Here is a 14,569-nt window from a genome sequence, read left to right as displayed (position 1 = left end):
TTCATACAATGAAATCAGGCAATGCTGACGACACCGATTTTCTTTTTACCGTCCATCTTGACACTCAAAGGCTTGTCGAAATGAACCCAGCGCAAGAATTTGGTTTCTTCTACTGCCAGCATGCTGTTCAGCAACTCCTGATTGTACAAGCCGTCGTTCATGTAAGCATTGATTGTAAAATACCCTACTCCGAAAGAAGTCAGGTTCTGGAAGAAGTGTGTACCCTGACTCGGATCGACACGGTAATTGGTCAATCCAGCTTCGACAATGACACGGGCTGCCGATATGTTCGGCCATTTTACGGGAATGCCCAACCATGTATCACTGCTTCCCCAGCGTCCCGGACCGACTAATATATAATGTTTACCCTCGTCGAGGAAACGCTTGTTCAGTTTCTCTATTTCATAAGCTATCAACTGGTTGTTCGAAGCCGAATAGCCGTCGGTCTTTACATAAATCACATCCTGCATATCGTCCATGATGCCCTGTCCCAGCGAATTTACGCTCTTGAGCAGAAGCTGGTCTTCGGGAATGGCATTCAAGTCTTCATTCAAGTCGGCTTTCATATCCACCATCGGACGTATCTGCAACAGATAGAATACTCCTTTCTTTTCTTTAGCATCGAGATTGACGGCAAACTCTATCTCTACAGGACGGCGCATTTCTCCTTGTCCGTACTTCTGGGCAAGCTGGAGAATACGTGCCAGCGGAAAGACATCGTGCTGAAGAATATTGGCAAAGGTTATCACCTTACGCCCGCCCGGGTAGATACCGTCGCGTATGACCATATCGTACGGATCGTATGTAGAGGCAATATAATTCAAGGCTCCGTCGTTTTCGGCTTCTTTTACCGGAAGTTTCAACAGGTTAAAGCCGTCGTCGAGTGAAAAGTTCTGTCCTAAGTTCTTCAGGTCGAGCGCATAGAAACGTGTCTGTGTTTCGCGTAAGGCCATTTCCATTTCGCTGGTCTGAAGCACTTTATCCGGATGATAAGGACATACGCGCAGAGTAAGTCCTCCGTCGACAATATACTTTCCAAGTCCCAGGGCCAGACTGACCGTTCCTTCTTCCGCCAGTTCGTCATTGATGGGATAGTAATTGATGGAGCGTGCCACTCCCGAAATAGACGGATAAAAGCGGTCGCCATACTGGGTACCTACCACTTCCTGAAGAATCACCGCCATCTTCTCCTGATCGATCACATTGCTGGTAGCCTGCATGTATGCTTTACTGTCTTTATAATATACCGAAGCATAGACTCCCTTTATCGCGTCGCTCAACATACGTAGCATTTCGTACTTATCTGTCAGGTAAGGTATCATGTAAGTTGAGTAAATACCTGCGAACGGCTGGTAATGAGAATCTTCCAGCAGACTGGAAGAACGGATGGCTATAGGGGACTTCACAACATCGAAAAAGGCGAAGAAATCCTCGACCAGCCGGTCTGGCAGTTTGGCACGCAGGAAAGCACGCAGAATAGTTTCATCGTCGGCATCGCTCAGAGCTATCTGATACAACTGGTTCATATCCATAAACTCGTCGAAGATATCGGTACAAAGTACTACCGTCTTAGGAATAACCACCGAAGCGTTTTCGAACTCATCGAATTCGGCATGCCGTTTTACCATATTGTCGATAAACGCAAGTCCACGTCCTTTTCCTCCCAACGAACCGTCGCCGATACGGGCAAAATTAGAATAACGGTCGAAACGGTCGCGCTCGAATACGGCTACCACTCCCTGATTCTTCATCTTGCGGTACTTCACAATTGCTTCGAATATAATCTGACGGTGGGCATCGATATCTTGCAGACCTTCCCATGTAATCTGCTTCAAGAATTCGGCTACAGGAAATATGGCACGCGAATAGAGCCATCTGGAAATATGATTCCGACTGATATGATAGAGGAACGATTCTGCCGGTATGGAGAAAATAGCGTTTTGCAGTTCCTTCAGATTATGCACACGCACCACTTCTTCCATGGTATTCGGATTGCGGAAGATAAAATCGCCAAAACCGAAGTTCTCGGAAACAGCCTCCCGCAGGTCGATGTTCATTTTCTTCGAGTTCTTGTCGATAAACTGTGCTCCGCAGTTCAATGCAAATTCTTTGTTGGAAACTTCTGCCGACTGAAGAATCAGCGGTATGAACGGATCGCGGCTGCGCACTTCGGTAAGGAAGCGAATGCCTGCCTTCGGATCAATCTGACCTTCACGCGGAAAACGTGCGTCCGATATAATTCCCAGCATGTTATTCTGATACTTGTTATATAAATCCATCGCCTCCTCGTAAGAACGTGCCAGTACTATTTTCGGACGTCCACGCATACGCAAGGTACGCTGATGCTCATTCAGAGCTTCGGTAGCAAACTCCTGACTCTGACGAAGCACGAATTTATACAAGTTAGGCAGCACGGACGAATAGAAACGTATGGAATCTTCCACCAGCAGAATCATCTGCACACCGACTTCCTTAATGTCGTGCTCCAGATTCATTTTGTCTTCTATCAGCTTGATGATGGATACCAGCAAATCGGTATTTCCCAGCCAGCAGAATACATACTCGAATATACTCAAGTCTTCGTGCTCCATACGTTCTTTGATACCGTGAGAAAAAGGAGTCAATACGACCAGAGGTATATGAGGATATTTTCCCTTAATCTGCCGGGCAATGTCGAAGGTATCACTGTTGTCCGACCCCGGCATACAGATAACCAGATCGAACATCGTATTTCCTAACTGCTTCCAGGCATCCTCCTCGGTAGATACTTGTGTAAAACGGGGCGGATACCGAAGGCTGAGGTTCATGTATTCAATAAATATCTTTTCATCGATACGCCCATCGTCTTCCAGCATGAAGGCGTCGTAAGGATTCGCAACAAGAAGCACATTAAAGATTCGTTTCGTCATCAGATTGACGAACTGTGTATCTTTAAAATAGAGTTGGTTTAATTTTAACTTACTGAGCATAGCTTCAAGGTTTAAGCTTTATTTATTTAACAAATTACGGGAATTCTATTGATTTGTGCAACTTACCAACATAGAAAAATTACTTTCGGACAGCAGCAAACTTGTCCGGCTTTAACTTTTTATCACTTTTTGAGTACAAAAACAAGGCAAAATATTTTGCCGTTCTATACAAAATCCTATCTTTGCATTAACAAATAATTTCATTTTGTCAGACCTTAAACAAAAGAGATCATGGATATTAATCAAATTATGTCATCTCTGGAAGCTAAGCATCCGGGTGAATCAGAGTATTTACAAGCAGTAAAAGAAGTTCTCCTCTCCATCGAAGATATCTATAACCAGCATCCTGAATTCGAGAAAGTATCACTGATAGAACGTCTGGTAGAACCGGACCGTATCATTACTTTCCGTGTACCTTGGGTAGACGATAAAGGTAAAGTACAGGTAAACCTGGGTTACCGCGTTCAGTTTAACAACGCTATCGGCCCGTATAAAGGTGGTATCCGTTTCCATGCTTCAGTGAACCTTTCTATCCTGAAGTTCCTGGGATTCGAACAGACATTTAAGAATGCTCTTACTACGCTTCCTATGGGTGGTGGTAAAGGTGGTTCCGATTTCTCTCCGCGTGGAAAGAGCGATGCAGAAGTTATGCGTTTCTGCCAGGCTTTCATGCTGGAGTTGTGGCGTCATCTGGGTCCGGATATGGATGTTCCTGCCGGTGATATCGGTGTAGGTGGCCGCGAAGTAGGATATATGTTCGGTATGTACAAGAAACTGACTCACGAATTTACAGGTACCTTTACCGGTAAAGGTTTGGAATTCGGCGGTTCATTAATCCGTCCTGAAGCTACAGGATTCGGTGGCTTGTACTTTGTAAAGCACATGCTCGACAAGAAAGGTATCGACATAAAAGGCAAGACTGTTGCTATTTCCGGTTTCGGAAACGTAGCATGGGGAGCAGCTACCAAAGCTACTCAGCTGGGAGCTAAGGTTGTTACTATTTCCGGTCCTGACGGATATATCTATGATCCGGACGGAATTAGTGGCGAAAAGATTGACTACATGCTTGAGCTCCGTGCTTCGGGCAATGATATTGTTGCACCTTATGCAGAAAAATTCCCAAGCTCTACTTTCGTAGAAGGACGTCGTCCGTGGGAAGTTAAAGTAGATATCGCACTTCCATGTGCAACACAGAATGAATTGAACGGTGAAGATGCCAAACATTTGATTGACAACAACGTTCTCTGTGTAGGAGAAATTTCGAACATGGGTTGTACTCCTGAAGCAATCGATGCATTTATCGAACACAAACTGATGTATGCTCCGGGCAAGGCTGTCAACGCCGGTGGCGTAGCTACTTCAGGATTGGAAATGAGCCAGAATGCAATGCATTTAAGCTGGTCTGCTCAGGAAGTAGACGAAAAACTGCATCAGATTATGCATAACATCCACGAACAATGCGTGAAGTATGGAACCGAACCTGATGGTTACATCAACTATGTGAAAGGTGCAAACATCGCCGGTTTCATGAAAGTTGCACATGCCATGATGGCACAAGGTATTGTGTGATATATTCACTCTGTAAAAAAATAAGAATAGAAATCACATTTTTCTGTTTGCAAATTTTTATTTGTTATTTCTATTTCTTAATTTTACAATATATCTCGTTTAGTTGTATTTGTATTTTGTATTGTAGCTTGCGCTGCCTGCCTGAGAAGGTTCGGCAGCGTATTTTTTTTGTGCTTTCGGGTATACAAATTTCAAAAATGGCGTTAGTCTTATAAAAGTAAACCATAAAACTTAATGCCATGAAATATTTGTCATTCATTATCGCCTTTGTTTTGATGTTGACCAGTTGTACATCCGAATACTTTTCATCTCCTACATATAATAGAGTTTCCATTGTAGGAAATCTGTCCGTCCCCTTTTATAATGACCAATCCAGAGCTGTCAACTCTGGTTATCTGGAAGACGGAAGCATCATCTCTTTCTATAGTAGCGGTGGCCTGTTTGCCGACAATCTCCTGCTGACGTATAACAATGGGCGATGGAATCCTCCTACGGAACTACAATGGAGTGCAGAACCATCGGAGGCCAATATCACCGCCTATTATCCTCAAATATCAGAACAAGAATTCAGCTTTTATGAAAATGACGGAAGATTGAAAGATTTTTTGTTCACTACTTGTAATATCAAATATGGGAATCCTGTCGTACTGCAATTCAACCATTTGTTTTCACAACTTGTTTTTCAGGTTACTCCTATATTAAATCGCCGCCTAAAAAACATCAGTTTTACACCATCCATTTCGATTAGCAGTATCGATTTCAAAAAAGTACAACTAACATACACAGCCGACAATCTTCATACAACAACATTTACCAAGCAAGAAAGCGGGATTTATACGTTGATTGTACCGCCTGCATCGGACATGTCAGTAGATATTACATTAGAAACTTCAGACGGCAATTATACGGCACAGGTCACTACCTCCACTTTCCAACAAGGACACCAATATAACTATCATCTGAAATCGGATTACACATGTGGAATAAGTACTGCCGAAGATTTTATTGCTTTTACCTATCTGATTAATGGAAAAGAATATACAGGCAGAACATTGGAAGAATTTGGAAGTGCTGTAAATGGAAGAATGGTATACTATCTGCTGAATGATATTCATTTTACTTCAGAAGACTGTAACCGCTTGCAAAGTATCGGACATTACGACCCACAAAATCTTAACAGCATGGGGTTCAAAGATTGCCTGGATGGACAAAACTTCTCACTATACAACTTACAGCTTAGCTCAAAAGAAGATATGGATTCATATGCTCTATTTTCTTTTGTTGATACCACTGGTGTTATTAAGAACTTAAATTTAATAAATGCTTCATTTACCGGAAACCATACATGCAAATACGAAGCATTACTTATCGGAAGAAATAATGGCACTATAACAGGATGTCACATAAAAGGTAATAATACCTTTACGGAAGTCACTGATAACAAAGTTGGAGGAATGGTGGGTATAAACAGAGGGTATATCATTAACTGCTCGTCAGAGAACATTGAATTTCAACATTCCAATGGAAAAGCCGGAGGAATAGTTTATAGTAATTACGGCAAAATTCTAAATTGCTATACTTCCGGTTGTAATTTTCTCCATACCATATCGGGAGCAGGTATCTGTTACACAATGGAACCTCAAAGTGAAATGAAAAACTGTTATGCATATAAAACATCAGGATATTCACCAAAGAAAAAATATGGTTCGCTTGCTAATATCACCAATCATAGCATAATAGAGTGTGGACTTTATTGTGATGACAACGTAAAAGCTGTTTACAGTAATTATCAAACCACACCAAAGCAAATATACAGCTACGACGCATCAACCTTACAAACAGAAGATGGCACACCGGCTATAGACATACTCAACAACTGGATTAAAAACAATGCTATACTTTACCCTCAGCATACTTTTTATAACTGGGTTACAGGAGATATTCCCCCTATTACATTACAACAGCCATAGATTATGTTTTTTTTATACTCAACGACAATACGTATGCATAAAATGTTGTATTTTTGTCGCAAAATCTGTTCTCATGGAAAAAAATAAAAAATTAGTCATCGTTATAGCGGCACTGATTGTAGTTGTCGCGGGAGTTTCATTCTTAGCGTTTAACGAATTTCGCAAGAATAGAGAAATGACAGAAGTATTCGCCGTTGAAAAGGAAGAAATGGAAAACGAATATAGTACTTTTGCAACTCAATATGATGAGCTCCAGGTACAAATAAATAATGACTCCCTGCGCGAAAAACTGGAAAGTGAAAAGCTGAAGACACAGCGCCTGCTGGAGGAACTGCGACAAGTAAAAAGCAGTAACGCCGCAGAAATCATACGTCTGAAGAAAGAACTGAAAACAGTACGTGCCGTACTGAGAAGTTACGTCATGCAAATCGATTCACTGAACCGCCTGAACGCAGCTCTGATGGTAGAAAATCAGGAAGTCAAAAGTAAATATACAGCTGCTACCGCACAAATCAATACGCTTGCAGCAGAGAAAAAGAACTTGAATGAACAGGTATCATTAGCCGCACAGCTCGATGCAACGAATATCTATGCACTTCCGATGAACAAGCGAGGCAAGAAAGCCCGTAAGGTAAAAGACGTGAAGAAAATAGCTATTTCGTTTACTATTGTCAAAAATATTACTGCCAAAACTGGAAACAAAACCATTTATGTGCGTATTGCCAAGCCGAATAATGAAATCTTGTCAAAGGGTAATACGACCTTCCAGTACGAAGACCGCCAGATTACTTATTCAATAAAGAAATACATTGAATATACAGGTGAAGAACAGAGTGTTACTGTATACTGGGATGTGGAAGAATTCCTTCCTTCGGGAACATATACCGTTTATATCTTTGCCGACGGCAATATGATTGGTCAAAACTCATTTGAAATGGAATAATATTTTTATGAGAAAAAATCCGATTTATTTCATACTAAGCCTGATACTTACTACTGCATTCTTTTCATCATGCGGAGAAGACCGCTCGGGTGAGTATTATGCCTTGATTGGAAGCAAAACATGGATATACGAAACCATGCAACAGAACTACTTGTTCTATGAAGATCTCCCGGCAGAAGAGGATCTTGACTTTTTCGACAAGCCTGCCGATTTTCTGGAATCGGTTGCTTCGGATAAAGACAAGAAGAATGGTGTGACCTTCTCACATGTTGACTCCGTAAAAACGACACGTGTACAAAGCAACTATCCGACCTATGGGATTGAAGGAACGCTTGTCCGTGGTACTGATGGCGACTATTACTATACAATTTTATATGTACAGTCTGAATCACCAGCCAGTGAAGCCGGATTGCAACGTGGAGATCATATCTGTACGGTCAATGGTATAAAACTTAGCAGCAGTAATTATACCGAATACATTCAGGCTCCGACCAAGACCTATACATATCGGATTGCTCGAAAAGGCAGCAATACTACTCCTGACACACTGGAAGTTGCAATGCCTCAACCACGTATCATTGAAGAACCGAGTGTCTTTCTTACCCGAAACCTTACGACTTCTAATGGCAAGAAAGTATTTTATATCATGTATAACAGCTTCGAGGTTACTGAAGAGGCTGACCTGATTGCAAAATTTGCAGAAGGACTTGCGACTTCGCCCAACGATATTGTTCTGGATTTGAGATACAATCCGGGAGGATATGTTTCGACGGCTCTCTTGCTAAGTACCATACTTGCTCCGTCCAATGCCATGGGACAGAATTGTTTTAATCTGATTTACAATGATAAATTGGACAAAGTGGAAAGTTATGCATTCGACCCTGCCCTACTGCAAGGAATCTCCAATGCATCGTATGACCATCTGTATATCCTGACAACAGGAAATACAGCCTCTGCTTCCGAAATTGTCATCAATTGCCTGCGCCCATACGTAGGTGAAAAACTGCTTCAGGTTGGAGAAAATACATTTGGAAAGAACGTGGCCCAAAGCCTGTTCACAAATGCTTCTTATCCACAACTGGAATTCTGGCTGACAACCGCATACATAAGTAATTCTCAAAATTATTATGATTATTATACAGACGGCTTAAAACCGGATTACGAACTAAGTGAGGACGTAGAGGGATATCTGGGAGAATTAGGTACTGAACAAGATGCACTAATGAATGCCGTATTACAGCATATAGAGAACGGAACTTTCCCTTCCACAGAAACCCCGGATACGGAAACGCCTCAAGAACAACCGGCTGCCAGCCGCTGGTTCGGTATCAACCGTACTCCACAAGTGATACACAACTCGATAGCCGATAAACCTAAATGCTCTAAAATAACCAATTTTTAATCAAAATCAACCGGATAAGCTAAAAAAGCCAAAAAGGTATAAATACATTTTACTTTTCAACCTTTTTACTTGGTGAATTGTTTATATTATAATACATTTGCAATGTTGCATAAGCAACTAAACACTAAAGTATAATCGGTAATGAAAAGAGTTTTAAGTTTCATTTTATTGTTCGGGCTGGCTCTAAGCGGTTATGCCCAACGTATCCTAAATCTGGACAGTTGTCGTGCATTAGCTCTCTCGAACAACAAAGAACTACGCATTGCGCAAGAAAAAATAAATGCTGCACACTATCAGCAAAAAGCGGCATTCACCAACTTCCTGCCCAAGATAGATGTATCGGGAAGTTACATGCGTACGCAAAAAGAAATATCCCTATTGAACGACGACCAGAAACAAGTCATCGGAAATATGGGTACCAGCGTAGGAAACGAATTACAGCAATTCGGACAGGAACTGCAACAGCTCGCCGTGCAACATCCGGAATTTCTGCCTCTTCTTACCCCGTTGAACAATGCCATGGGCAAAATACCCGGTGCACTCAACCAAGCCGGTCAAAGTATCCTCGATGCATTCCGTACCGATACCAGAAATCTATATGTAGGAGCAGCTACTCTTACCCAACCTATTTTCATGGGAGGAAAAATCATAGCATACAATAAAATAACCAAGTATGCGGAGCAACTGGCACAATCGCAACATGCTACAGGAATGCAGGATGTAATATTAAGTACCGATCAGGCTTATTGGCAAGTAATTTCGCTGGTGAACAAAAAGAAACTGGCTGAAAGTTTCCTGAAACTTGTACAAAAATTAGACTCAGATGTAAGCAAAATGGTTGCAGAAGGCGTAGCGACCACAGCCGACGAACTTAGTGTAAAGGTAAAGGTAAATGAGGCGGAAATGACTCTGACTCAAGTAGAAGACGGACTAAGTCTCTCGAAGATGGTACTCTGCCAACTCTGTGGCATTCCATTAAACACAGACATACGTCTGGCAGATGAAAGCATGGAAAACCTTACCTTGCCCGACATGTATACAGAAAGTAATGTCAACACAGCCTTCGCCAACCGGCAAGAGTTGAAATCGCTGGAACTTGCAGAAAAGATTTACCGCCAGAAAATAAATGTCACGCGTGCCGAATTTCTTCCCTCTATCGGACTGACAGCCAACTATCTGTTCACCAATCCGGCACTTGTCAACGGATTTGAAAATAAATTCAGAGGCATGTGGGGAATCGGTGTCGTAGTAAAAATACCAGTATTCCACTGGGGAGAAGGAATCTATAAGGTGAAAGCAGCCAGAGCAGAAGCCAACATAGCGCGTTACCAACTGGAGGATGTAAAGGAAAAAGTGGAACTGCAAGTCACACAAAGTTCATATAAAGTGAATGAAGCAGTCAAACGACTGAGTATGGCAGAAAAGAATATGGAAAAAGCCGAAGAAAACCTTCGATATGCAAATCTGGGCTTTAAAGAAGGAGTCATTCCAACCAGCAATGTACTCGAAGCACAAACAGCCTGGCTTTCGGCACAATCAGGAAAAATCGACGCACAAATCGATTTGAAAATGAGTGAAATATATTTGAACAAATCAATGGGAACATTAAAATAACAAACCAATATGACCGAAAAATCTCAACGCAGCAATATCATGCTGGCATTCTTTACACTTGCAGCAGTAGTTGTTATTGTAAGCATTATCGGGTTCTTTACCCTCGGAAAAGGTCCTGAAATTATTCAGGGACAAGCAGAAGCTACCGAATATCGTGTGTCAAGCAAGGTACCGGGGCGTATCCTTAAATTTCTGGTCGACGAAGGAGATAAGGTAAAAGCAGGAGATACGCTTGCCATACTTGAAGCTCCGGATGTTCAGGCCAAATTGTCACAAGCCCAAGCTGCCGAAGAGGCCGCACAAGCTCTGAACGAAAAGGCTATACGTGGTACTCGTTCCGAACAACTTCAGGCTGCTTTCGAAATGTGGCAAAAGGCAAAAGCCGGACTGGAGATAGCTGAGAAATCGTACAAGCGTGTCAACCGCCTATATGAAGAAGGTGTCATGTCGGCACAGAAACGTGACGAAGCTAAAGCACAATATGATGCAATGGCAGCAACCGAACGAGCTGCAAATGCACAATATACCATGGCCAAGAACGGTGCCCAGCGTGAAGACAAAGCAATGGCAGCCGCTCAGGTAGAACGTGCAAAGGGAGCTGTTGCCGAAGTCACATCTTATATCAATGAAACTTATCTTATAGCTTCTGCCGATGGAGAAGTAACAGAAATATTCCCGAAAGTGGGAGAACTCGTAGGAACAGGTGCTCCTATCATGAACGTTGCCCAGATGAATGATATGTGGGTTACCTTCAATGTACGAGAAGACTTTCTGAAAGACTTTACCGTAGGTGGCGAAATCAGTGCCTATATTCCGGCTCTGGAAAAGAACGTAACATTCAAGGTCACTTATATGAAAGACTTAGGAACTTATGCTGCCTGGAAAGCTACCAAGACAACCGGACAGTTCGACCTGAAAACATTTGAAGTAAAAGCTAAACCTGTACAACCGGTAGAGAACTTACGCCCAGGTATGTCGGCAATCATCGAAAAATAACAAACTGTCATGTCAATAACTATCCATAAACGCCTGTTACAGATTGCAAAACGAGAAGTGATGCGCATTGCAACCAAACCAATGTATCTGTTCTGCATGGTTATAGCTCCGATATTCAGCTACATTTTCTTCACCACACTGATGAGCAACGGACTACCTACTAACCTGCCGGCAGGTGTAGTGGATTTAGACAACACATCGACAACCCGTACCATCATACGCAATCTGGATGCGTTTCAGCAAACTCAAATCGTTGCTCACTACAACAGCTTCAATGATGCCAGGGAAGCCATTCAGCGCGGAGAGATTTATTCGTTCTATTACATACCTCAAGGAACAACGGAAAAAGCGATTGCAGGCAGACAGCCTAAGGTTTCTTTTTATACCAACTATTCGTACCTGATAGCAGGTTCTCTACTGTATCGGGATCAACGAACCATGAGCGAACTGGCTTCGGCAGCTATCGGACAAAGTACTTTACTGGCAAAAGGAGCTACCGAAGATCAGGCTATGGCATTCCTGCAACCGATTGTAATAGAGACCCATGCACTCAACAACCCGTGGCTGAACTATTCTGTTTATCTGTGTAATACTCTCTGCCCGGGAATATTGATGTTATTGATTTTTCTGGTCACCGTATACACGATAGGGACAGAGATAAAAGAGAATACAGCTAAAGAATTAATGCAGATGGCAGACAATTCCATTGTAACGGCACTGGCAGGAAAGCTATTGCCCCAAACCATTATTTTCTTCATCATCGCCGTATTTTATAACGTATACCTTTATGGATTTCTGCACTACCCATGCAACAGCGGTATATTCCCTATGCTTCTGGCAGGGCTTCTGCTTGTACTTGCCTCACAAGCTGTAGGAATATTCTTTTTCGGTTTATTCGGTTCTCTTCGTCTGGCACTCAGTGCAGCATCTCTTTGGGGAGTCATTTCATTTTCCATTTCCGGGTTCACCTATCCGGTTATGGCAATGCACCCGACGCTTCAGGCACTCTGTGTATTATTCCCATTGAGGCATTACTTCCTGTTATATGCCAACCTTGCACTCAACGGTTATCCGCTCATTTACGCATGGCACTCCGTGGTAGCATTACTGATATTCATATTACTTCCATTTTTCGTACTCAAAAAATTGCGTACGGTCATGTTACACTATACCTATATTCCTTAAAAGCTTGATTTATGGAAAGATATTCATTCCGACATACGATACAACAAGGACTGAACGGATTGTTCTACATCTTCAGGAAAGAGTTGAAAGCTACCATAAAAGATCAGGGAGTCCTGATTTTCTTTCTATTGGTTCCATTGGCTTATCCATTAGTATATGCCTTTATCTACACCAATGAAGTCGTCCGGGAAGTTCCTACCGCAGTAGTGGATGCAAGCAACAGCACCCTCAGCAGAAAATACATACGTATGGTAGACGGCAGCCCTGATGTACGCATACAATCTTACTACGCCGATATGGAGGAAGCCAAACTTCTTGTAAAAGAACAAAAGGTATACGGCGTTATTTACATACCAGAAAGCTTTAGCCGCGACATAGCCGAAGGAAAGCAGACACATGTAAGCATTTACTGCGACATGAGCGGTATGCTATATTATAAAGCCATCCTAATGGCAAATACCGAAACGTCCCTGAAGATGAATAAAGCTATTCAGATAAAACGCTTAGGGAATACCACTAACCGGCAAGATGAGGTCAGCACCACTCCCATAGAGTACGAATCTGTATCTCTTTTTAATCCACAAGATGGATTTGCCAGTTTTCTGATTCCAGCCGTACTGATGCTTATCATACAACAAACCCTCTTACTGGGAATCGGACTTTCGGCTGGTACTGCACGTGAGAACAATCGTTTTCGCGATCTTGTACCTATCAGCCGGCAATATCAGGGAACTTTACGCATAGTAATGGGAAAATCATTGGCATATCTGATGATTTATGCAGTAATGTCAGCATATATTCTTTGCCTTGTTCCCAAGCTGTTCAGTCTGGTACAACTGGCCCAGCCTGCTACATTGTTCTGGTTTACATTGCCATATCTGCTGGCATGCATCTTCTTTGCCATGACATGTTCTATCTTTATCCATCACAGAGAGTCGTGCATGCTGATTTTCGTATTTACATCCGTACCACTGCTATTCATATCGGGAATATCATGGCCGGGAGCAGCCGTACCTAAGTTTTGGGAAGTCTTCTCCTGGATTTTTCCTTCCACTTTCGGAATAAACGGTTATGTACACATCAATACAATGGGAGCAACGCTACACGATACCTTACCTCAAATCAGAGCGCTATGGATACAAGCAGTTGTCTACTTCCTCACAACCTGTCTGGTATACCGGCATCAGATTATGCTAAGCCGCAAGCATGCCATAGACCGCCTGAAAACTTACAGAAAGAAAAAACGCCTGCAAGCAAATTAAGACTTAGAGGTAAGAAAAGAGCTTCTCATACAATCAGCCCTGCCCCAGCATGTCCCCAATTAATAGTCATGCAAGCTTTCTATATAGCTGTACAACTTTTTATAGAAGGCATGCTTGGTCAGTGTAGATGCATCTCCCAATATAATCAGTTTCATACGGGCACGAGTAATAGCAACATTCATACGGCGCAAGTCGTTCAGGAAACCAATCTGCCCTTCTTCGTTGGCACGAACTAAACTGATGAGAATGACATCCCGTTCCTGCCCCTGAAAGCCATCGACCGTATTGATGGTTATCGCCTGCCTGTAAGGTTTGAAGAAAGCATCATTCCGCACAAGCCGACGCAGATATTGCACCTGAGCTTTATAAGGAGAAATCAGACCAACGTCGATACGCTCACCGAGAAACCGCTCCCGACCAATCTTGGTAATATATTCCTTCAACTGAGCAATCGACAATTCCGCTTCCGGCTTATTAATACGTCCATAATTCTCACCAACAAACTCCTCATTGCAATCCATACCTTCAGTATTTATCCACTCAATCGGAGTATCAAAATCAAGAATACGTGAGTTCGGGATAAGAAAGTATCTTTAAAAGTTGGTAATCACCGAATTATTTTGTATATTTAAGTCTGACAAACAATTAATTACAAATTA

General features: G+C 42.3%; 9 protein-coding genes and 1 pseudogene. 8 read left to right on the top strand and 2 right to left on the bottom strand.

The window, feature by feature from the left end; genetic code table 11:
* Positions 1-14 precede the first annotated feature (14 nt).
* Positions 15-2,969 carry a PEP/pyruvate-binding domain-containing protein gene (locus tag ACZM60_RS05615; RefSeq protein ID WP_489520995.1) on the bottom strand — a complete coding sequence of 985 codons (2,955 nt, stop codon included), beginning with the start codon at positions 2,967-2,969 and terminating at the stop codon, positions 15-17.
* A gap of 231 nt (positions 2,970-3,200) precedes the next feature.
* Between ACZM60_RS05615 and gdhA the strand changes: the two genes are divergently transcribed.
* The 8 genes from gdhA to ACZM60_RS05575 all read left to right on the top strand — a co-directional run bounded on the left by gdhA (position 3,201) and on the right by ACZM60_RS05575 (position 13,910).
* Positions 3,201-4,538 carry an NADP-specific glutamate dehydrogenase gene (gene gdhA / locus ACZM60_RS05610; protein WP_021970486.1) on the top strand — a complete coding sequence of 446 codons (1,338 nt, stop codon included), beginning with the start codon at positions 3,201-3,203 and terminating at the stop codon, positions 4,536-4,538.
* A gap of 239 nt (positions 4,539-4,777) precedes the next feature.
* A complete protein-coding gene (locus ACZM60_RS05605; RefSeq protein WP_489520994.1) occupies positions 4,778-6,508 on the top strand; it encodes a fimbrillin family protein in 1,731 nt (576 codons plus the stop codon).
* A gap of 73 nt (positions 6,509-6,581) precedes the next feature.
* On the top strand, positions 6,582-7,451 hold the full coding sequence (locus tag ACZM60_RS05600) for a hypothetical protein (RefSeq protein WP_021970488.1): 870 nt from the start codon (positions 6,582-6,584) through the stop codon (positions 7,449-7,451).
* Between the two features lie 7 nt (positions 7,452-7,458).
* Positions 7,459-8,853 (top strand): S41 family peptidase, encoded by a 1,395-nt coding sequence (locus ACZM60_RS05595; RefSeq protein WP_489520993.1) that lies wholly within the window; start codon positions 7,459-7,461, stop codon positions 8,851-8,853.
* Between the two features lie 141 nt (positions 8,854-8,994).
* Complete coding sequence (locus ACZM60_RS05590; protein ID WP_021970490.1) at positions 8,995-10,467, top strand: TolC family protein; 1,473 nt, start codon at positions 8,995-8,997, stop codon at positions 10,465-10,467.
* Between the two features lie 9 nt (positions 10,468-10,476).
* Positions 10,477-11,463: an HlyD family secretion protein gene (locus tag ACZM60_RS05585; RefSeq protein ID WP_489520992.1), complete on the top strand. Its 987-nt coding sequence runs from the start codon at positions 10,477-10,479 to the stop codon at positions 11,461-11,463.
* A 9-nt stretch (positions 11,464-11,472) separates the two neighbouring features.
* The gene (locus tag ACZM60_RS05580; RefSeq protein WP_489520991.1) at positions 11,473-12,648 is read left to right on the top strand and encodes an ABC transporter permease; all 1,176 of its coding nucleotides are present in this window, start codon (positions 11,473-11,475) and stop codon (positions 12,646-12,648) included.
* 11 nt (positions 12,649-12,659) lie between these two features.
* Complete coding sequence (locus ACZM60_RS05575; RefSeq protein WP_489520990.1) at positions 12,660-13,910, top strand: ABC transporter permease; 1,251 nt, start codon at positions 12,660-12,662, stop codon at positions 13,908-13,910.
* A 59-nt stretch (positions 13,911-13,969) separates the two neighbouring features.
* On the opposite strand, the pseudogene ACZM60_RS05570 reads toward ACZM60_RS05575, so the two are convergent.
* Positions 13,970-14,476: pseudogene (locus ACZM60_RS05570) on the bottom strand (ATP-binding protein); the annotation flags it as partial.
* Positions 14,477-14,569: the final 93 nt, after the last annotated feature.

The sequence above is a fragment of the Phocaeicola sp. genome, assembly GCF_057861905.1.
This window is presented reverse-complemented; position numbering and strand designations above follow the sequence as displayed.